The organism is Candidatus Clostridium helianthi, assembly GCF_045310795.1.
In the GTDB taxonomy this organism is placed as follows: Bacteria; Bacillota; Clostridia; order Clostridiales; family Clostridiaceae; genus Clostridium; species Clostridium helianthi.
In genome coordinates this window covers 73,109-94,366 of record NZ_JBJIAB010000017.1, presented here as the reverse complement: position 1 = coordinate 94,366, position 21,258 = coordinate 73,109, and the positions used below count along the sequence as shown (strand labels likewise).

Below are 21,258 nucleotides of genomic sequence, written 5' to 3'. Positions count from 1 at the left end.
AACAAGTAGAACGTTCTTTTAATATTTTAAATAGTTAAAGAACGTTCTACTTATGTGTAGTTTAGAGGATTAATAATTAATTTGATGAATTTTATTTTCAGAATATATTAGCTTAATCCCATACCTTTTCTTTTTGCAATAATATGAGCTTCAATATTTTCAGCTACTTCAACAGGGTTATCACCTAAAGCTATCTTACCACCAGTTACATCTTTTGCTTTCTCAGTTAAAAGTTCAACTAACTGAGGAGCACCGGTCATAAATGGAGTAGGAGATAAATGAGTGTAAGTACCATAAGCTAGTGCAAAAATTCCATCTATAGTTGCTTTTTGTTCCATCCATTCTGGAGCTGTAACAGCTATTGGAAGATCGGCTACATCAACATCTAAGTGGTCTGCAAGAGCAGTTACAAGCATAGAGATTCTTCCGGTATCTGTACAAGTACCAAAACTTAATACTGGAGGTATTTTTAGCAAGTTACACACTTCTTTTAAACCTTCTCCAGCCATTTCATTTGCAGCTTCCACAGTACATAGTCCAGCTACTTCAAGAGCATGGTTTCCACATCCGCCACTAACTACTAATATATCGCGTTTTATAAGTTCTTTTGTAAGGTTTATAGTCATAGAATCTTGAGGGCCGTTTCTTAAAGTTGAGCAATTTGCAAGAGCTACAACGCCTTTGATTTTTCCAGCAGCAATAACATCCACTAATGGATCAAGCTTATTTCCAAGTGCACCTAAAACAGCTTCAGTTGAAAAACCAGCTATTGCTTTTTGAGTTTTCTTTGGAACTAATGGTTCAATTTTTCTTTCTTTTCTCTTTTTAAAGTTTTCAATAGCAAGTTCAATTAATTTATCTGCCATTTTATCAACTTCTGAAGGTTCATAAGGAATCTTATGTTCAATACCAGGTAAATCAATTATAGTACTTACAGATACTAAAGTGACTTGGTATTTTTCCGCGTACATATCTATGGCTGGAGGTGAACAATTTTCTTCCATTGCAAATACGTCAACAGTACCAGTAGCAAGTAATGGCTCTATAGTAAGCCAATTACCCATGTGACCTACAAAAACTTCATCCATTTCAAATCTTTGAAGTAGTTCTTGACCTGTTTCTATGGAACCAACTATTCTAAGACCTTTTGCACCTGCAGCTTTTGCCATATCTTGAACTTCTTTTGTTCTTGCTTTTAATATTGTTGCAACTCCAGGCCAAGGTTGGTGACCGTTAAATACAACATTTACATAGTCTGGGTCCATAATTCCTAAATCCATGTTAACTTCATGTGGAGTAGGAGTTCCAAATAGTATATCTTGAACCATCTCAAGTCCTATTTGAGTATTATAAATTGTAGCTATACCAAGTCTAAGGGCTTTCATTGCAAGTGAGACATGACTTCCATCTACGTTTGTAAGACAGCTGGCTACACAGTTTTGTTCTTCGTGTACTGTACCTGCTGGATATATAGCTAATCTTTTCCATATTTCTTTTCTTTTCTTAGGGGCAAAAGCTTCTACCATAACATTTTTATCTTCTGCATCTATCTTTTGCTGATCTTCAAGCAATACTGCTAAGTCGATTGCCATTTTGTTAACTTCTTGATTTGTATCAATTCCTACTTTTTCACACATCCATTTAAGTTTATCTACATCAGTAATTTTAAATGGAGTTTTTCCTTCACCAGTAGCTTTTAGGGTTCTAAAAGCTTCATAAGCATGATGGCTATATGTACCAGCACCCATTATGTTTTTTAGAAGAAAGTTCCTCATTGCCATAGCATTAGGGTCAATTCCGCAGACACCTTTTTCTTGACCACCTTTTTCATTAATTCTACATGGACCATTTGAACAGAGTTGACAGCTTACCCCTTTAAGACAAAACGAACATCTTATCTTTTCTTGAGAAGCATATCTATCAAATACATTTGATAATTTATCATCTCTTATTCTTTTTACCATTTCCTCTACAGAATCATGATAACTTACTCTTCCGTTAAATCCTTCTAATTCTTCTAGCATTTTTTCACTCACTAAAATTTCACTCCTTTAACTTTCCTATATGAAAGAAAATTAATAGAAATACCAAGTCTATTATTTCCTTTCAAACGTCTATTAATATCGATATTAACTTTTCCTATTTAGGAATTAATTATGTATATAATTTTTCAGTTTATGGATATATATAAAGAAAAAATGATGGAAGTGTGCGTGGGGGAATTTGTGATAAGGTTAATGAAGTTAGAAATCTAGTTACTTCTGCTTTAGTTAAAACAAAGTATTATTTAAGAATTAAGTTTATTAGTATTCTAATTCATAATTAGAATACTATATTTTAAAATTTAAGTAATGTAAGTCCTAAGTATAACCTACCAGAAAACTGGGGATATTAAAGGTTAAATTATACATTTTGTAGAAATCATGAAGTAGAATTTAACAAATGGGAGGAATCAGCATGAAAAAACTTAGAGATGGAGTATATTGGGTTGGCGCCACTGATTGGAAAGTAAGACATATTCATGGAAATGAATTATCTACGCATAGAGGAAGTACTTATAATTCATACCTTATTAAAGATGAAAAAACTGTTCTTATAGATACTGTATGGGAACCTTTAACAGAGATGTTTCTTGAAAATTTGAGAGAGGTAACTGATATATCAAAGATTGATTATGTTGTTATGAACCATGGTGAACCTGATCATTCAGGAGCGTTACCTGCATTAATGGAGCATATTCCTAATGCAACAGTTTTTGTTTCGAAAAAAGGTTTAGAGTCAATACAGAAGCATTATCATAAGGAGTGGAATTTTAAGGTCGTTTCCACAGGAGAGAAGATAAATATAGGTAAAAATAATCTTGTATTTATAGAAGCTCCTATGCTTCACTGGCCTGATAGTATGTTTACATATCTTTCTGGAGAAAATATATTGTTCTCTAATGATGCATTTGGACAGCATTATGCATCTTCGAGCATTTTTAATGATGAAGTAGATGAAACAGAAGTTAATCAGGAAGCTCTTAAATATTACGCAAACATACTTACTCCTTTTAGTAAACTGGTTACAAAAAAAATAGATCAACTTAAAAAACTTGGAGTACCTGTAGATATGATAGCTCCAGCTCATGGCATCATTTGGAGAAAAAATCCAATGATGATAGTGGAAAAATACTATGAGTGGGCAGCTGGAAAATCAAATAAAAGTGTAGTGGTTGCATATAATTCAATGTGGGGGGCTACTCATAAAATGGCTGAATTTATAGGCAAAGGCCTAGGAGAAGCAGGGATAGAATATAAAATATTTAATGTCGCTACTTCAGATAAAAGTGATATATTAGCTGAAGTTTTTAAATCAAAGGGAATAATACTAGGATCATCAACAGTTAATAATGGAATTTTAACGTCTTTATTACCTCTTATTGAAGACTTAATTGGATTGAAGTTTAATGAGAAAGTAGGTGCAGCTTTTGGAAGCTATGGATGGGGTGGAGAATCAACAGATATTCTTACAAACTATTTAACAAAGGCTAAAATTAAAGTTGTTGAAGATGGATTAAAGTTTAAATATATGCCAAATGATGACGAACTTGAAGAGTGCATAGCCTTTGGAAAGAATTTTGGTCAGAAAGTGTTAGAAGAATCTTAAATATAAAAATAGTTTGCTTAAATAGTGGGTGAGACACATATGCTAAGCAAATTAATGTTATATTTAATATCAAAAGGATCTTAGGGAAGAAAGGCTGTTTTATGCCTAATCTCACAAGATCCTTTTGATGTAGATTATAGATGAAAAATATCTACGGCAACTTTGGGCAATTTATTTCTTTTCATGCGCCTTATTTTAAATTGTACTAAACAATAAATCACTAGTATAAGTAACTATTCTATCAATGCTCTTTAAGTTGTCTTCTTTTGATGAAAGTCTAATTCTTAGAGGTAATTCTATATCAGTCATACCAGTAGATTTAATTATATCAGAAGTATTTAATGATCTTAAATTAGTTTTATTCAAATAGTCTTGTATAACCTCTATAGCCTCTCCACTCCAGCCATAAGAACCAAATGCTGCGCCTAGCTTGTTTTCTAAGTTTAGAGTTTTAAGATTTTTTAGTACCTCTTCCATATTTCCAATCATGTCACCATATTTAGTTGAGCTGCCAAAAAAGATTGCGTCAGCTTCATTAATAGAATTCATTATATTATCCATTGGAACTTTATTTATATCAATAAGCTCTGAAGTTACATTTTGCTCTTCAAACTTTTCTTTAAAAATGCCTGCAATCTTTTTTGTATTACCTGTCATAGTAGAGTATAGAATAAGTGCTTTTTTATCTAGCTCTGTATTTTTGCTCATATTATCATAAATATCTATAAAGCTTTGGACTTCATCTCTAATAATAAATCCATGAGAAGGAGCTATCATCTTTATATCTAAATCTTTGATTTTTTCAATCATTTCTTGAACATATCTTCTGTGAGGATGCATTATCAATTTATAATAAGTAATAAAGTCTTCCTTTATGTCTACTTGAGCTAAGTCATTGAAGTATTCATAATTGGCTACATGAGTACTGAAAATATCACAAGGGAATAAAATTTTATTATCTTCGCAATAAGTTATCATAGTTTCTTCAGTATGAAGATATGGTGTTTGTATAAATTTAAGAATTTTACCTCCTATATCTAAAGTATCACCATCACTTACAACCAAAAATTCTCTATCATGAAGCCTGTACATCTCTTTAAGTTCATTTACAGCCGGCTCTGTGCACACAATTACAGCATTTTTTGCTTTGGCTGCTAAGCTTCCAAGGGCACCAGAATGATCAGGTTCTGTATGATTAATTACAATATATTTAATTCTATTAAGTTCAATCGTATTATTTAAGTTTTGTACAAATTCTTTTCCAAAACTCATATCAACAGTATCAATTACTGTAGGCTTTTCTGTCATTAATAAATAACTGTTATAAGTAGTTCCTTTAGTTAAAGTCAATCTATGAAAAGGCACATCTCTATCATCCACCTTACCAACCCAAAATATATTTTTACCTAGCATAATGTTTTGTTCCATAATATAAAACCTCCATAATTTTTATTTATTTTTATATTTCAATTAGTTTTCTAAGTTGTTGTCTTTCGATGATTTTATTTTATATCCATATCAATTATAAAAATATGATTCAAATCAAAATATTAAGATTAAGTTTTCATGAGTTTTTTATTATAATGATACTAAGGAGAATATTACTTGAGTGGTTTTAGTTAGAATTAAATATACATGGGACACAACTTAAAGTAAGATATTATTTGTAGATATATCTTATAGATAGGAGGATTTGTTATGAATATTCACTGTGGTAATTGCTGCAATAATTGCAGGAGAGGACTTTGTGCTAGCAAGGTTCCAATATTTGAAAATTTAAATAGAGACGAATTAGTGGAGATTGTAAATAAAATTAATCATAAAGAATTTAGTAAAGGCGATGTTATTTTTACTGAAGGTAATATAGCTAATACACTTTATTTTATAAATGAAGGAAAAATAAAATTATATAAATATACTAAGGATGGTAAGGAACAGATACTACATATACTTTCAGAAGGAGATTTCTTTGGGGAATTAGAACTTATAAAACCATCTAAATATGGATTTAATTCAAAAGCTATAGAGGATGTTAAAATATGTACTCTTAGTAAGGAGGAAATGAAAGATATAATGATGAAGAATCCTGAGATTGGAATAAAGGTATTAGAAACAGTAGGAGAAAGATTATCAAAAGTTGAAAATCTTGTTCAGAATTTAGCAACTAACGATGTTGATTCAAGAATGGCTTATTTAATTATAGAGCTTATGGAGAAGTATGGAGAAAATGTTGACGGTAATATTTCTGTAAAATTACCTATATCAAGGGAAGATATGGCGAGTTTTATTGGGGTGACGAGGGAAACCATAAGCAGGAAATTAAAAAAATTAGAAGATGAAAATTTGATAAAAATAATAGGAACAAAAACAATAATTATTATAGACGAGGAAGGTTTGAGGAATTATATATAACATAAGTTTTAGAAAATTAATAGCAAAATAGGAATAACAAAAACCATGCAATAAGATGATTTATATCACTTATTGCATGGCTTTTAATTTTATACAGTGGTTTTATGCATTCTACAATAGAACAAATTTCTTGTCCAACTTTAAAGTTTAGCCTAATATTTGTTTTAAATCCTCATCAGGAGTACTGATTGGTTTAAGATCGAAATTATCAACTAAGAAATTTAATACATTAGGAGTTAAGAAAGCAGGTAAGCTTGGCCCGATATACATTCCTTTTACGCCTAATGAAAGTAATGCTAGTAAATCACATACAGCTTTTTGTTCATACCAAGACAATACTATTGATAAAGGTAAATCATTAACTGTACAGTTAAATGCATCAGCTAAAGCTAAAGCTATTCTAACTGCTGAGTATGCATCATTACATTGTCCAACATCAAGCAATCTTGGAAGTCCTGCAACTTCACCAAATTGTAATTTGTTGAAACGATACTTTCCGCATGCTAAAGTAAGAATAATACAGTCACTTGGAATTTTTTCGGCAAACTCTGTATAATAATTTCTTCCAGGCTTTGCACCATCACATCCACCAATTAAGAAGAAGTGCTTAACTTTTCCGTCTTTAACTGCATTAATAATTGTTTCAGCATGACTTAATGTTGCTTTATGCCCAAAGCCTACTAAAATTTCTTTAACTTCTTCGTCTTCTGTGAAGCCACCAAGTTCAAGTGCTTTATTTATTATTTCAGAAAAATCCTTATATCCATTTTCATCTTTTTCAATATGTTTAATACCATCAAATCCAACAACACTTGTTGAGAATATTCTATCTATATAAGAATCTTTTGGTCTCATTAAGCAGTTTGTTGTCATTAAAATACAACCAGGTATATTATCAAATTCTTTTTGTTGATTTTGCCATGCACTTCCGAAATTACCTACTAAATGAGGATATTTATTTAATTCAGGATATCCATGTGAAGGTAACATTTCTCCATGAGTATAAATATTTATTCCTTTACCCTCAGTTTGTTCAAGTAACATTTCTAGATCTCTTAAATCATGTCCAGAAACTACTATGAATGGACCTTTTTTGATATTTACATTAACTTTTGTAGGTGATGGAGAACTATAAGTAGTATTATTAGCAGTATCTAAAACTTCCATAATCTTAACACTCATAGTACCTGTTTCCATTGCAAGTTTAATCAAATCTTCAAGATTTAAACTATCATCAGTTAAAGCTGCTAAAGCCTTAAAATAGAAGTCATTTACTTCATCGCTAGTATATTTTATAAATCTAGCTTGATGTGAATAAGCAGCAATTCCTTTTAAACCATATTTTATAGTTTCTCTAAGAGAACGAATATCTGGATCTAAGTTTTCATCGTACATTATTCCAGCCTTTTCAGCATCTTCAAGTATAGATTCTTTAGAATCACTTAGGTTGTACAATGCTTCAGGAGAGGTAATATTTTCAGATTTAACCTTTGCTCTTAAAGACTCTTTAATTTCTTGAGATTTTTTAAGTTGAATAAGGTGAGCCTTAGGATCAAAATTAACATTAGTTAATGTCATAAATAAAGAATCTTCAACAAAAGCGGCTACTGATGTGTCAACCTTTTCGCTTTTGTTTAAAAGTTCTTTTGCATACACACTTATTCCTTTCAATTGATAAATTAATAAATCTTGCATTGCCGCAATTTCAGGTGTTTTACCACACACACCTATTTTAGTACATCCTTTACCCCCAGCAGTTTGTTCACATTGATAACAAAACATTTTTTCTACCATAAATAAAAACTCCTCTCATATTTACATAATATAATCCTACGGATATATTATACAATAAAATTGGATAAAAATAAAATATAATAATATAATTTTCATAAAAATGTAAAAATAACCACAACAAATAACAAAATTTTGTCAAAACTTTGATTATAATTTAACAAATATGTATAATGTTTTGCTGATTCTTATAGGAGAAATTCCGAAGTGATTTATTTAAATAATAATAGTATCGAAAGGAATTAAATCTTATAAAGTTAAGGATTGGAAATAGAGTATAGCATTTTTAAATTATTATAATCATATACTTTAGCTGTAGAAATGATTGAACGCATTTGCAATATAAAACCAGTACATAATTTAGCTTATATTAATGATAATTATTATAGAAAATGAAAAGTTATAATTTTTTAATAAGTGGAAAGAAGTAATAGATTATGGAGGAATTAAATTGACCAGTGGCAAAGTATGTCCACTTACAAAAGCTAAGATTCATACGTCAAAGAGACTTGCAAACGATGTTGTAGGAATGCTAAAAGATAAAAAGAATAAAAAGATGAATGCTATATGGCTTGAAGTGACAGGATGTTCAGGAAATATAATTTCCTTACTTAATAGTGAAAATCCTGGGCTTTATGATATTTTAACTGACATGGTGAATTTTACTTATAACAACACACTTATGGGATTAGAAGGGCAGCTTGCTTTTGAAAAGTTTTTAGAAACGTTAGATACAGAGTTCATATTATTAGTTGACGGGGCAGTTTCAACTAAAGAAAAGGGGCGTTATAACATTGTAGCAAATTATAATGGGACAAATATCACAGCGTTAGAGGCAATACAATTAGCTGGAGGAAAAGCAAAGTATGTTGTAGCAGTAGGAACTTGCGCCTCTCATGGGGGCATATCGGCTGCAAAACCAAACCCTTCAGAAAGTAAAAGTGTACAGGAAGTTTTAAATCGCCAAGTTATTAAACTACCAGGTTGCCCTTGCCATCCAGATTGGGTGGTAGGGACTTTAGCACATTTGATTGGTTATGGTGTACCTGCATTAGATAGGGAGGGAAGGCCACTACTTTTTTATGGAGTTACGATTCATGATAATTGTACAAGGAGAGGATTTTTTGATCAAGGTATATTTGCACAAAAGTTTGGAGATGAAGGTTGCATGATCAAACTAGGATGTAAAGGGCCTGTTACAAAAACTGATTGCCCAAGGAGAAAATGGAATGGATATGTTAACTGGCCTATTGGAGATAATACAAATTGTATTGGGTGTGCAAATGCACAATTCCCAGATGGAATGGAACCTTTCGTAAAGTATTAGGAGGAGTTATGGGCAAAACAATAACTATAGATCCGGTAACAAGAATCAGTGGCTTTTTGGAAATAAAAGCAGAAGTAGAAGGAAATACAATTGCTAAAGCAAATGCAAGTGGACTACTCTTTAGGGGATTTGAAAAAATGTTAATAGGAAGATCACCTTTAGATGCTGTATATTTTACAGAGAGAATTTGTGGAATATGCTCTACTGCTCATTCAATGGCTTCTACTTTAGCGTTAGAAGATGCATTAAAAGTAACAGTTAGTTTAAATGATAATTACATTCGAGATATTTTACATGGCTTTGAATTTATACAAAATCATTTGAGACATTTTTATCTTCTATCTATGCCAAGTTATGTAAAAATATCAAACATAAAATTAATAGAAGAACAACAATATACTGATTATAGACTACCAGATAAAATAAACAAAAAAATAGAAGAGGATTATGTAAAAAGTATTGAACTCAGTAGATTAGCTCATGAAGGATTAGCACTTCTAGGAGGAAAAGCTCCCCATAACCATGGGATTTTTGTAGGTGGAGTTACTACGAATATAGATGCTTATAAGCTAGAAAAAGTAAAGAGTATTATTAGAAAAATAGAATCTTTTGTAAAAAACATAATGAAAGAAGATGTAGAGATAATTTCTAAATATTATTCTGACTATTTTAAAAAGGGACAATCTTATCCATATTTTATGACTTATGGAGTATTTGATAAATATGAAGATCCTGAGATTACTTATGTTAAGCCAGGAGTAATGAAGGATAATGTAAAATATCCTTTGGAACCAGATAAAATCACAGAGCAAATCCATTATTCGTGGTATAAAAAGGACGAAGGGTTGGAAGAAGTAGATTTATCTAAATTAGATGCGTACACTTTTATAAAAGCTCCACGTTATTTAGGACTTCCTATGGAAGTTGGTCCTTTAGCAAGGTTAATAGTGAGTGGACAATACACAAATGGACATTCATGCATGGATAGAAATATAGCAAGGGTATTGGAAACAGAAAAGATTATAGGAATAATGAGTAAGCTTATTGAAAGAGTAGAACTAAGACCTAATAATCAAAAAGCTTATAATATTCCAGAAAAAGCTTATGGTGCAGGTTTAACTGATACTACTAGAGGTGCTCTTGGTCATTGGATTGAAATAGATAAAAATGTTATTAATCATTATAATATCATAACACCAACCGTATGGAATTTATCACCTAAGGATGAGTCAAATCTTCCTGGAACTATAGAAGGAGCCTTGATTGGAACTAAATTAAACAATATTAGAGAGCCTATAGAAATCGGTCGTATTGTAAGATCATTTGATCCATGTGTATCTTGTGCAACTCATTTGATTGGATCAGCAGGTGATACAGAAATAGTAGAGGTTTTGGTGTAAAAATATATGCATAGATAAATAAGTTAAAAATCATACTTATGTGATAACTCGCCGGAAGAATGAATACTCTGTTGTTTCGGTTACTGGAGAATACAGCTGTGGATTTCTAATAGCAGAAGTTGCACCCACTGTTGCATGCTCCTGAGGGAAACTCATGACAAGCAACAGTGGAACAACTTCTGCTAAAGAAATACCTACAGCGATATTCTCAGATGCAACACTACACAAAAGAGTATTCATTCTTTCTAGTGTGGAATACATTTTAAAGTACAAATTTGGATCGAAATTCGTTTATCTATAGAAAGTGGAGAAATATATATTATGGTAAACTCTAATATTAAAGTGATTGCGATTGGAAATGTTTTAATGAGGGATGATGGTATAGGAATTGAAGTAGCAAAAAAGATAGAAAAGAAGCTTTTAGAAAAGAATATTAAAGTTATTTATGGAGAAACCGATGTTCAATACAGTATTGCCAGTGTAAAAGAAGATGATTATATTTTTATTTTAGATGCTGCATATTATGGAAAGAGTCCAGGTGAAATCACTTGTTTGCAGTTAGATGATTTTGTTTCTAAGAAAAAGGGATATTCCCAGCATAGTTATAATTTCTTGGATTTATTAAAACTTTTTTATCCTAGTGCTAAAGGGCAAATTTATGGAATCGAAGTTAATGATGTTGGAATTGGCTTGGGATTGAGCGAAGAATTACAAGAGAAATTAGAAGGGATTTCTAAAAAGATTTTAGATGAAATAGAAACATATGTACTTAAGTTACAGTCAAAAAATAAATGAAGGGATAGTGAAAAATATGCATGATACTATTTTATTAAGTAAGATTTCAGAAGAATTGAAGAATATATGTGAAGCTAATAATATTAATAAAGTTAAAACATTCACTGTTATTGTAAATCATAGAAGTCATGTTAATGAGGAGAATCTTTATGAACATCTTCAGAATTTTAATTCAAAGTTAGTTGGAAAATGGACAAAAATTAATGTACAGAGGGAAGATATACAGGATCAAACAGCAATTCTTAAAAGCATTCAAGGCGAACAAAATGAAAATTACTTAATACGATAGCTCATAACATATAAATAGAGAAGGTCTTTAATATATGAGATATATAGTAAAAATTTACGGAATTGTTCAGGGCGTTGGATTCCGTCCATTTGTATATGAAAAGGCAAGGGACTTTAAAATTCGTGGATCTGTTCAAAATATAGGTGGTGCCGTAGTAATTGACTGTTTAGGTGAGAGGGAAAACATAAAACGGTTTATGTTTAATATTATAAAAAGACCTCCGAGTATTGCAAAAATAGAAAGAGTTGAGTGTACTTTAATTAAAAAAGATTTAAGTACTATTTCATGCTTAGATGAAAATAAATTCATAATTAAAGAAAATAATAATAAAAAATTTGTTATTAAGGATAGCGCTGAACAAAAGAATGGAATGAGATTTGTTTCACCTGATATAGCAGTTTGTGATGAATGTTTAGAAGATATTCGAAGTAAAGGAAACCTTCGTTATAAATATGCTTTCACAAATTGCACTCAGTGTGGACCTAGGTATTCAATTATCAAGGCTTTGCCATATGACAGACAGAATACTACTATGAAAGAATTTTATATGTGCGAGGAATGTAAAGACGAATATGAAAATCCACTCAGTAGGAGATTTCATGCGCAGCCAAATTGCTGTGAAAATTGTGGACCTAAACTCTTTTTAACAAATAATCATGGAGAACAAATTAAGTGTGAAGATCCTATTAAAGAAACTATTTCACTTATTGAGGAAGGAAAAATATTGGCGATTAAGGGAATCGGAGGATTTCATCTGGTTTGTGATGGAAGAAATGAGCAAGCTATTAATTTGCTTAGAAGTAGAAAACAAAGGAAAGATAAACCATTAGCTTTGATGGCAAAGGATATTGGAATTGTTAAAGAGATTTGCTATATATCTGATAAAGAAGAGGAAGTAATAAGCAGTAATAAGAGACCCATTGTAATTTTAAAGAAGAAATATCCTTTTGTATTACCAGAGGCTATAGCACCAAAGCAAAATAGTTTAGGAGTAATGCTTCCGTATACTCCCCTTAATTATCTATTATTTAATGAAAAGTTAGATCTTTTAGTTATGACTAGTGGAAATATAAGCAGTATGCCAATGGAATATAAAAATGAAGAAGCACTAAAACATTTAAATACAGTGGCAGATTATTTTCTGATGAATGACAGGGAGATTTACGTCCAGGTTGATGATTCTGTTGTAAAAGTCATAGGTGAAGTAGAAAAGGTTATTCGTGGTTCAAGAGGATATAGACCTTATTCATTAAAAGCAGGAGTTAAAAATGAAATTATAGCGGTTGGAGGACAGCAGAAAAGTACTATTTGTGTTTCTAAAAATGGATACGCATATTTGAGTCAGTATTTAGGTGATTTAGGAGAATTTAATTGTTATAAGAATTTTAAATATGCACTAAAACATTTTTGCAATTTATTTGATATTAATTCGGATGTATTGGCGTACGATATGCATCCAGCATACTCAAGTACTAAATATGCAAAGGAAAAGAAAATGAGAAAAATAGAAGTACAGCATCATCATGCTCATATGGTTAGTTGCATGGCTGAACATTCTATTTATGATTCTGTAATTGGAATTATATTCGATGGAACTGGATTTGGACTTGATGGCGCAGTATGGGGTGGTGAATTTTTGGTTGGAAATCGAAGAGTATTTAAAAGAGCAGGGCAATTGAAATATGTAAATCTCCAAGGAGGAGAACAAGCTATAAAAGAACCTTGGAGATGTGCTTCAAGTTATTTATATGCTTTAGGTTATGATCCAGAAAAAATAATTCAAGGAGTAGATAATGAAAAAATTAAAGTAGTTAAACAAGCTTTAAATTCAAAAATAAATTGTTTTGTATCTTCAAGTGTTGGAAGATTGTTTGATACAGTAGCAGCCTTATGCGGAATCAGAAATAGTATATTTTATGACGGACAGGCAGCAATAGAACTAGAAAATATTATTGATTATAAAATTAAAGAAAGTTATTTATGCGATATTAAAGAGGAAAATGGCATCTTTAATATTCAATACAAAAGTATTATTGAAGGAATCTTGGGGGATATTGAGAAAAAGGAATTGATTTCTAAGATATCGTCTAAATTTCACAACTCACTTATTAAAGCTTCATGTGATTTAGTTTGTAAGCTTAGAGAAAAGAAGCATATAGATAAAGTTGTTCTTAGTGGTGGTGTTTTTGAAAATCATTATCTTTTAAAAGGAATATATGTAAATCTGATTAAGCAAGGATTTAAAGTGTTTTATAATGAACAAATTCCAACTAATGATGAGGGAATTTCTTTTGGCCAGCTCCATGTGGCAAATGCAATTATTGAAAAGAAATAATATATTTAAATTTGTTATGTATATTTTTCATAAGACTAAGAAGCAAAGTGAATTCATATTGTATTCACTAAGTTAATCTACTAATGTTATGTTAGAAAAATAGGTTGTCAGATTGATTTACGATTTTTATAAGTGTGAATAAAGAAGGAAGGTAAGTTTATGTGTCTTGCAATTCCAGCACAAGTTAGAAACATAGATAACTATAGTGCAATAATGGATATTATGGGATTAGAGAGTAGAATTAATATTCAGCTTATTGAAGAACTAAAAGTGGGAGATTATGTTTTAGTTCATGCAGGCTGTGCTATTCAAAAGATTGACAAGGATTATTTTGAAGAATTACAAAGTATATTTCAATCAATACTTAATAGCGAGGAAAAAGTATGAATAAAGAAATTTTGATTAAAAATATTCTTAACGAAATTCAAAAGTCTCAAGTCAAAAAGTTTAATGTTATGGAAGTTTGTGGAACTCATACTCAGGAACTTTCAAAACTTGGAATTAGACAATTGGTTAATCCTAATATAAATTTACTGTCAGGACCAGGGTGTCCAGTTTGTGTTACTCCAGAAGGTTATATAGATGCAGCTATAGAATTACTTAAGAATTCAAATGTGATTTTAAGTACTTTTGGAGATATGATTAAAGTAAATGGAAGTAGAGAGAATTTAATTAAGCAAAGAGAAAAAGGAAAAAATATTAAAATATTATATTCACCTCTGGATTCAATAACACTTGCAGAAGAAAATAAAGATAAGGAAATAGTTTTTCTTGGAGTAGGCTTTGAAACTACAACTCCTATAATTGCTTTAGCTGTAAAGATAGCACAGGAAAAAAATATAAGAAATATTTCATTTTTAATAGGAATGAAAAGAATGGAGCCAATACTCCATTACATACTTAAGCAGCCTAATCACAATATAAATGGATTAATGTGTCCAGGACATGTAGCAGCAGTAAAGGGAGCAGATTATTTTAAATTTATTGTAGAGGAATATAATATTCCAGCAGTAATTGCAGGTTTTCAAGCTCTAGATATTGCTAGTGCTTTATATTTTTTGACGGAACAACAAAATAAAACTGAAAAAAGATTTGAAAATTTATATAAAACTTGTGTAAGCCAAGAAGGAAACAAAAGAGCAAATGAATTAATAAGTGAAGTATTCACATATTGCGAACATGAATGGAGAGGAATAGGAGTTATTAAAGATTCTGGATTTACTTTGAGGGAGAAATATAAAAAATATGATGCTTCTGAAAGATTTGGAATAAATTTAAGTAAGACTTCTGAGAAAAACTATATTAGAACTTGTGCATGCAGTGAAATTTTATTGGGGAAGAAATTACCTAATAAATGCGAGCTTTTTGGAAAAGGTTGTACACCAGAGCATCCAATAGGACCTTGTATGGTATCTACGGAGGGATCTTGCTCTATTTTTTATAAGTATGGGGGAGTGGAATAAATGAATGAAATGATTAAGATTATTCATGGTGATGGAGGAAAGCATACAAAAATATTAATTGAGCAGCTTTTTTACAAATATTTTAATAACAATATTCTTTTACAAGAACAAGACTCAGCAACATTTACAGCAGTACAAGGAAAAATGGCTTTCACCACAGATTCTTTTGTGGTAAAGCCACTGTTTTTTTCTGGGGGAAACATAGGAAAGCTTGCAGTTTGTGGTACTATTAATGATTTAGCTGTATCTGGAGCACAGCCATTTTATTTAAGTTCGAGTTTTATAATTGAAGAAGGATTTTCAATGCAGAGCCTTGAAGAAATTGTTAAGTCTATGGGGCAAACCTGTTTAGAATGTGGGGCTAAGATAGTAACAGGAGATACAAAGGTAGTTGAAAAGGGAAGTGTAGATGGAATATTCATTAATACTAGCGGAATCGGATATATAATTAACGGATATGAAGTAAAAACTATTGAAGAAGGAGATAGAATTATAATAACTGGTGGAATCGGCGAGCACGGAACAACAATTGCAGTAGAGAGATATAACTTAAAAGTAAAAGGAGACTATAAAAGTGATTGTGCACCACTATTTCCGTTTATAGAAGAACTTAAGGAACAGTTTCCTTCAATAAAAATAATGAGGGATCCAACTCGAGGCGGATTAGCCACTGTATTGCATGAATTTTCATCACTTTGCAAGCTTGGGATACACCTAATAGAAAAGGAAATTCCAATTAGTGAAAGTGTTAAGGCTATAAATAATCTTTTAGGATTAGATCCATTATATATGGCTTGTGAGGGAAGAATGGTACTAGTTGTTAAAGAAACCGAGTCTAAAAAAGTACTTGATATAATTCGTTCACTTAATCAAGGAAAAGGAGCGAGAATTATAGGTGAATTTATTAAAGACTCTAATCAGAATATATTTATAGAAAACGGATTTGGTGGAAAGAGAGTAGTATCACCTTTAGAGGTAAGTATGCTGCCTAGAATATGCTAAGGTAATATGCACAGAGAAGTGAAATCATCATGTATTCGCCATCAAAGAATTAATAGTCAAATGAAATACAGAGAGTTAAAACTAACTTATATTTGAAAGTAGATTAAAACTTATATCCATAATGGCTAAAAGATGATATACTAATACGAGAAAGGGAGCGAGTTTCTTGGAAGCATATAAAAGTTTTGAATTATTAAATGATAGATGTAGATATATCTTTCGAATTATACAAGGAAATGGTCCTATATCTAAAAATGAATTGGCAAACATAACTAATATAAAATTAACTACATTAAATAGAGATCTTAAAATATTAATTGACGAAAAAATTATTGTGGAAAGTGATATTGGAGAATCTACAGGGGGAAGAAAGCCTAGTTTATATGATGTAAATCATAGTGAATTTTATATTATTGGAATTGATATTTCAAGAATTTATACTAGAATAGTTATAACAAATCTGAAATTAAAAATACTAGAAGAAAAATTATTAAGCCATGAATATGATATGAATACAATATCTGAAATTATACCTAATGTTATAAAAGAATGTTGTATGAAATTAAAAATACATAAATCATCAATTATTGGAATTGGAATAGGGATAGTCGGTGGATTTAATTCTGATCTATTAAAAGATGAACTAAAAAGAGAATTTGATACAATAATATGTATAGATAATGGCGCTAATGCAGCTGTTATAGGCGAATATAACTTTGGAATTGGGAAAGGTAAAAAGAATATTGCATATATTAACTGCGGTGTAGGAATAAGAACGGGGATTATATCATCCGGAGTTATAATTCGAACTATTAACAACGTAGAAGATGCATTTGGACATATGGTTGTTGATGCTGACGGGGAATTGTGCTCCTGTGGAAATTATGGATGTATAGAAAGTTATGTATCAATATCCAATATAACAAAAAAGTTTATAGATGAAATAAAAGAAAATAAATCATCTTGGTTAAATAAAAATTTAAATGATATTAATTATATAGATGTTTGTAGCCTTGGAGAAAGAGAAAATGAAGCGGCTATGGGTATTATAAAAGATTCGGCTTTATATTTTGGAATAGGACTTTCAAACTATATTAAGTTATTTAATCCAGAGCTTATAATTTTAAGTGGTCCATTAATACAGCAATCAAAGTTGTTTTATGAAACTACAAAAGAAATAGCTCTTCAAAAGTGTCACATAAAAAATAATAATATTCAATTTAGTAAGGGTGGATATTTTGAAGATAAATCTATAGCTGTAGGAGCTTGTGCTATGGTTATACAAAGGATACAAAATTAGAAGATAAGGAAGTGAAATTATGAATCCAGTGGCATTTTCAATTGGAGGATTTGATATTAGGTGGTATGGGATATTAATTGCAACAGGTATTATGCTTGGAATATTAATATCTCAATATAATTGTAAGTGGAGAGAAGTCGATTATGATAATTTGCTAAACATTGTATTATTATCTATTCCAATTGGTATAATAGGTGCAAGACTATATTATGTAATATTTGAATTTGATAACTATAAAGATAATATTATTAATGCTTTTAATATAAGAAATGGAGGACTTGCGATCCATGGGGGGCTAATTTTTGCATTAGGAACAGCATTAATTTATACAAGAATTAAAAAATTAAGCTTTATTAAGTTTGCAGATGTGGCAGCACCTTCAATTATTTTAGCTCAGGCTCTAGGAAGATGGGGAAATTTCTTTAATCAAGAGGCACATGGTGATGTAGTTAGTTATGAATTTATTAAGCATTTTCCTATGTTCATTCAAAAGGGGATGAATATAAATGGATTGTATTATAATCCTACTTTTTTATATGAATCTCTCTGGAATTTAACTATATTTATAATACTAATGATTATGCTCAGAAAATGCAAAAAAAATGGAATAGTATTTTTTACATATATAGGATTGTATTCTATAGGTAGATTCATAATTGAAGGAATGAGAACAGATAGTTTAATGATAGGAAGTTTTAGAATGGCTCAATTGGTAAGTTTAGCAGGAGTCATTGTATGGATAATATTTATAGCTGCAAGTTATTATAATAGCAAATCTAAAGGGAGTACTTATAAAGAGTAAATTTTATAATTTTATCTATAATAAAGGAGCTCAATTTAAGAGTTCCTTTTGTTAATAATATTTTAAAATAGCATTTGTTTAATAACTGAAATTTTGCAAATAACTTAATGAGGTTAGAACAATGTTAAGTAAAAGGTAAGCTGATATTTTAACGATATATCGGCTTATTTTTTTGCCCTAATATATTATTTTGTAGTGTGATAAAGTTACTGGTAATAGAAGAGCAATTTTATAAGATAAAAAAGAGCCAAACAAGTAAGGTTAGAAGTTTAGTTGGAGAGTGATTAGTTGCCTTTTAAACTAAGCCATCCGGATTGTATTGAATGTTGAAAGTGTGTTATTGAATGCCCTAAAAAAGCAATTAGATATAATAAAATTACTATAAAGTAAGGAACTAAGCACAAAATTGTGTTTTGAAATATAAAATTTAAAACTTATATCCAAAATGGTTAAAAGGTAGTGTATAATATAGGAGAGTTATATTAATATAATTAATAGTTTTTAAATTTTAGAAACTTGTTTAATTATAATGCATAATTGTTATGGAAGAAGGTTTTAAATTTGATACAATTTTTATGGTTAACTCCTTTAGGATTTTTAGTTGGAGCATTTGGAACTCTAATAGGTGCAGGAGGAGGATTTATATTGGTACCTATTTTATTATTGTTATATCCAGATAAGAGTCCAGATACAATAACGAGTATTTCTTTAGCAGTTGTATTTTTTAATGCATTATCTGGCTCTTTTGCTTATTCGAGGATGAAACGTATTGATTATAAATCAGGAATAATTTTTGCAATAGCAACTCTACCAGGATCAATATTAGGATCAGTGATAACATCATACGTACCAAGGCAGCTTTTTAATGGGATATTCGGTGTGTTACTGGTTATTATATCCGTATTCTTGATATTAAGGACCAAGGATGAGAAAGCAGAAAATAGATTAGTAGTTAAGAATGGCTATATTACAAGAACAGTGGTAGATATTGAAGGGATAGAGCATACATTTTCATATAATCCTGTAACTGGAATAGTTGTAAGTATTTTTGTTGGCTTTATGTCTAGTTTTTTAGGTATAGGAGGAGGAATAATACATGTTCCAGTACTTGTCAATATATTAAATTACCCCGTTCATATTGCAACTGCTACTTCGCATTTCGTTCTAGCAGTAATGTCATTATCAGGAACTATGGTTCATATAGTGAATGGAGTGCTTCAGTCAAGCTTTATCCAAACAGCTGCATTATCTATAGGTGTATTATTTGGAGCGCAGTTAGGTGCGACGCTTTCAAAAAAGATTCACGGAGTAGCGATAATTAGAAGTCTTGCAGTTGCGTTAGCTATTGTAGGGGTAAGAATATTCATTATGGCATTTTAAATCTCGAATCATTAAATATTTTAATGGTTATCATTAGGTATTTATATTTTATTTATTATCATATATCTATTATACTGAAACAAAATGAGAAAGAATTAGTAATTCATAGTTAGGGAGATGTATGATTATTATGGTTAATGAGAAGAGACAAAAAGAAATGAAGGCATTAGGTTTTTTATTACAAAATGATAGGGAACATTACGCAGTAAGGTTTTTAAGTAGAGCAGGAAATTTTACAGTTGAAGAATTAAACAACATAAATGGGATTGCTAAAAAATATGGACGAGGGTATTCAGGACTTACAACAAGACTTCAAATTGAAGTTCCTTGGATTAAAGATGAAGATGCAGAAAAAGTAATGGAAGAAGCAAAAGCTTTGGGGCTACGTCATGGTGGAACTGGTCAGAAAATAAGGCCATTAGTTGCATGCAAAGGAACCGTATGTCTTCATGGTAACATTGATACTCAGGCAATCTGCAGAGGACTAGAGGAAAAATATTTTGCGACAGATACTCCTCACAAGTGCAAAATAGGAATAGTTGGTTGTGCAAATAATTGTGCAAAAGCTAATATAAATGATATTGGAATAATGGGAAAGACAATCCCAGAATTTAATTTGGACAACTGTGTTGGATGTAGAATTTGTGTTAAAGGCTGCAGGCAAAAAGCATTAGAGGTAGTAAATAGAAAAGTAGTATATCATGAAGAATTATGTGTAAGTTGCGGTGAATGTTTTAGATTATGTAGAACCAATGCAGTTGGTATTAAAGAAAAAGGTGCAGAAATTTTTGTTGGTGGAAGATTTGGACGAGGAATAAGAATAGGAGATTCTTTAGGAAAGATATTTAAAGAAAAAGACATAGTATTTGTAGTTGATAAGATTATGGAATGCTATAAAGAAATTGGAGTAAAAGGAGAAAGAATCTCGACAGTAATGGATAGAGTAGGAAAAGAAAAATTCATATCTGAAGTATTAAGCAGACAATAAGACATTTTATTTGTTGTCCTTTATGAACCTTAGCTTAGTTATAGAGAGAAAGACTATGAATTAGTTTTATCTCTCTTTTTTGTTATAATTTGTTTATGTGACTATGTCACTTATATTTTCTAAAGATTTATATATAATAAAGTCATAGAAGGAAATAGGTAAGTAATTGTGGAAAATAGACATAAGGCAACTTAACAGAATTTTCAATAATTGTGATTAACTTAATTAGCAGAATACTAATAAGTATAAAAAGAAAATACATAGAGCTTAATAGGTATAAAATCATAATTGATAGAGATTTATATTAAAATTATAAGTTGAGGTTA

General features: G+C 30.5%; 18 protein-coding genes. 15 read left to right on the top strand and 3 right to left on the bottom strand.

Features of this window, described 5'->3' with window-relative positions:
• Window positions 1-107: 107 nt before the first annotated feature.
• Window positions 108-2,036 (bottom strand): anaerobic carbon-monoxide dehydrogenase catalytic subunit, encoded by a 1,929-nt coding sequence (gene cooS / locus ACJDTP_RS14295; protein WP_406761595.1) that lies wholly within the window; start codon window positions 2,034-2,036, stop codon window positions 108-110.
• A 421-nt stretch (window positions 2,037-2,457) separates the two neighbouring features.
• Here cooS and ACJDTP_RS14290 point away from each other — a divergent pair, with 421 nt between their 5' ends.
• Complete coding sequence (locus ACJDTP_RS14290) at window positions 2,458-3,648, top strand: oxygen-binding di-iron domain-containing protein (protein ID WP_406761594.1); 1,191 nt, start codon at window positions 2,458-2,460, stop codon at window positions 3,646-3,648.
• A gap of 195 nt (window positions 3,649-3,843) precedes the next feature.
• On the opposite strand, the gene ACJDTP_RS14285 is transcribed toward ACJDTP_RS14290, so the two are convergent.
• Window positions 3,844-5,076 carry an FprA family A-type flavoprotein gene (locus tag ACJDTP_RS14285; RefSeq protein WP_406761593.1) on the bottom strand — a complete coding sequence of 411 codons (1,233 nt, stop codon included), beginning with the start codon at window positions 5,074-5,076 and terminating at the stop codon, window positions 3,844-3,846.
• 270 nt (window positions 5,077-5,346) lie between these two features.
• Here ACJDTP_RS14285 and ACJDTP_RS14280 point away from each other — a divergent pair, with 270 nt between their 5' ends.
• Complete coding sequence (locus tag ACJDTP_RS14280) at window positions 5,347-6,060, top strand: Crp/Fnr family transcriptional regulator (protein ID WP_406761592.1); 714 nt, start codon at window positions 5,347-5,349, stop codon at window positions 6,058-6,060.
• Window positions 6,061-6,207: 147 nt separating this feature from the next.
• Here the strand turns inward: ACJDTP_RS14280 and hcp are convergent, their stop codons facing one another.
• Window positions 6,208-7,854: a hydroxylamine reductase gene (gene hcp, locus ACJDTP_RS14275; protein ID WP_406761591.1), complete on the bottom strand. Its 1,647-nt coding sequence runs from the start codon at window positions 7,852-7,854 to the stop codon at window positions 6,208-6,210.
• Window positions 7,855-8,302: 448 nt separating this feature from the next.
• Between hcp and ACJDTP_RS14270 the strand changes: the two genes are divergently transcribed.
• The 13 genes from ACJDTP_RS14270 (at window position 8,303) to ACJDTP_RS14210 (ending at window position 20,932) form a co-directional block, all read left to right on the top strand.
• Window positions 8,303-9,178, top strand: a complete 876-nt coding sequence (locus ACJDTP_RS14270; RefSeq protein WP_406761590.1) for a hydrogenase small subunit — start codon at window positions 8,303-8,305, stop codon at window positions 9,176-9,178.
• An 8-nt stretch (window positions 9,179-9,186) separates the two neighbouring features.
• Complete coding sequence (locus tag ACJDTP_RS14265) at window positions 9,187-10,578, top strand: nickel-dependent hydrogenase large subunit (RefSeq protein ID WP_406761589.1); 1,392 nt, start codon at window positions 9,187-9,189, stop codon at window positions 10,576-10,578.
• 154 nt (window positions 10,579-10,732) lie between these two features.
• Window positions 10,733-10,879: a hypothetical protein gene (locus ACJDTP_RS14260; protein ID WP_155715494.1), complete on the top strand. Its 147-nt coding sequence runs from the start codon at window positions 10,733-10,735 to the stop codon at window positions 10,877-10,879.
• Between the two features lie 20 nt (window positions 10,880-10,899).
• A complete protein-coding gene (locus ACJDTP_RS14255) occupies window positions 10,900-11,373 on the top strand; it encodes a hydrogenase maturation protease (protein ID WP_406761588.1) in 474 nt (157 codons plus the stop codon).
• 16 nt (window positions 11,374-11,389) lie between these two features.
• Window positions 11,390-11,662 carry a hypothetical protein gene (locus ACJDTP_RS14250; protein WP_238948350.1) on the top strand — a complete coding sequence of 91 codons (273 nt, stop codon included), beginning with the start codon at window positions 11,390-11,392 and terminating at the stop codon, window positions 11,660-11,662.
• 34 nt (window positions 11,663-11,696) lie between these two features.
• Window positions 11,697-13,997, top strand: coding sequence for a carbamoyltransferase HypF (gene hypF, locus ACJDTP_RS14245; protein ID WP_406761587.1), 2,301 nt, complete (start codon window positions 11,697-11,699; stop codon window positions 13,995-13,997).
• Window positions 13,998-14,156: 159 nt separating this feature from the next.
• Window positions 14,157-14,384 carry a HypC/HybG/HupF family hydrogenase formation chaperone gene (locus ACJDTP_RS14240; protein ID WP_017209200.1) on the top strand — a complete coding sequence of 76 codons (228 nt, stop codon included), beginning with the start codon at window positions 14,157-14,159 and terminating at the stop codon, window positions 14,382-14,384.
• Window positions 14,381-15,460, top strand: coding sequence for a hydrogenase formation protein HypD (gene hypD, locus ACJDTP_RS14235; protein ID WP_406761586.1), 1,080 nt, complete (start codon window positions 14,381-14,383; stop codon window positions 15,458-15,460). The genes ACJDTP_RS14240 and hypD overlap by 4 nt, the downstream gene beginning before the upstream one ends.
• Complete coding sequence (gene hypE, locus ACJDTP_RS14230) at window positions 15,461-16,462, top strand: hydrogenase expression/formation protein HypE (RefSeq protein ID WP_406761585.1); 1,002 nt, start codon at window positions 15,461-15,463, stop codon at window positions 16,460-16,462.
• A gap of 166 nt (window positions 16,463-16,628) precedes the next feature.
• The gene (locus ACJDTP_RS14225; protein WP_406761584.1) at window positions 16,629-17,762 is read left to right on the top strand and encodes an ROK family transcriptional regulator; all 1,134 of its coding nucleotides are present in this window, start codon (window positions 16,629-16,631) and stop codon (window positions 17,760-17,762) included.
• A gap of 19 nt (window positions 17,763-17,781) precedes the next feature.
• Complete coding sequence (gene lgt, locus ACJDTP_RS14220) at window positions 17,782-18,564, top strand: prolipoprotein diacylglyceryl transferase (RefSeq protein ID WP_078116256.1); 783 nt, start codon at window positions 17,782-17,784, stop codon at window positions 18,562-18,564.
• A gap of 561 nt (window positions 18,565-19,125) precedes the next feature.
• Window positions 19,126-19,944: a sulfite exporter TauE/SafE family protein gene (locus tag ACJDTP_RS14215; RefSeq protein ID WP_012059194.1), complete on the top strand. Its 819-nt coding sequence runs from the start codon at window positions 19,126-19,128 to the stop codon at window positions 19,942-19,944.
• 121 nt (window positions 19,945-20,065) lie between these two features.
• A complete protein-coding gene (locus ACJDTP_RS14210; RefSeq protein WP_192898346.1) occupies window positions 20,066-20,932 on the top strand; it encodes a 4Fe-4S binding protein in 867 nt (288 codons plus the stop codon).
• Window positions 20,933-21,258 lie beyond the last annotated feature (326 nt).

Coding starts and splice junctions, on each gene's coding strand:
- ACJDTP_RS14290 (WP_406761594.1), top strand. CDS start 2,458: ATGAAAAAACTTAGAGATGGAGTATATTGGGTTGGCGCCACTGATTGG.
- ACJDTP_RS14285 (WP_406761593.1), bottom strand. CDS start 5,076: ATGGAACAAAACATTATGCTAGGTAAAAATATATTTTGGGTTGGTAAG.
- ACJDTP_RS14280 (WP_406761592.1), top strand. CDS start 5,347: ATGAATATTCACTGTGGTAATTGCTGCAATAATTGCAGGAGAGGACTT.
- hcp (WP_406761591.1), bottom strand. CDS start 7,854: ATGGTAGAAAAAATGTTTTGTTATCAATGTGAACAAACTGCTGGGGGT.
- ACJDTP_RS14265 (WP_406761589.1), top strand. CDS start 9,187: ATGGGCAAAACAATAACTATAGATCCGGTAACAAGAATCAGTGGCTTT.
- ACJDTP_RS14260 (WP_155715494.1), top strand. CDS start 10,733: ATGACAAGCAACAGTGGAACAACTTCTGCTAAAGAAATACCTACAGCG.
- ACJDTP_RS14255 (WP_406761588.1), top strand. CDS start 10,900: ATGGTAAACTCTAATATTAAAGTGATTGCGATTGGAAATGTTTTAATG.
- ACJDTP_RS14250 (WP_238948350.1), top strand. CDS start 11,390: ATGCATGATACTATTTTATTAAGTAAGATTTCAGAAGAATTGAAGAAT.
- hypF (WP_406761587.1), top strand. CDS start 11,697: ATGAGATATATAGTAAAAATTTACGGAATTGTTCAGGGCGTTGGATTC.
- ACJDTP_RS14240 (WP_017209200.1), top strand. CDS start 14,157: ATGTGTCTTGCAATTCCAGCACAAGTTAGAAACATAGATAACTATAGT.
- hypD (WP_406761586.1), top strand. CDS start 14,381: ATGAATAAAGAAATTTTGATTAAAAATATTCTTAACGAAATTCAAAAG.
- hypE (WP_406761585.1), top strand. CDS start 15,461: ATGAATGAAATGATTAAGATTATTCATGGTGATGGAGGAAAGCATACA.
- lgt (WP_078116256.1), top strand. CDS start 17,782: ATGAATCCAGTGGCATTTTCAATTGGAGGATTTGATATTAGGTGGTAT.
- ACJDTP_RS14210 (WP_192898346.1), top strand. CDS start 20,066: ATGATTATTATGGTTAATGAGAAGAGACAAAAAGAAATGAAGGCATTA.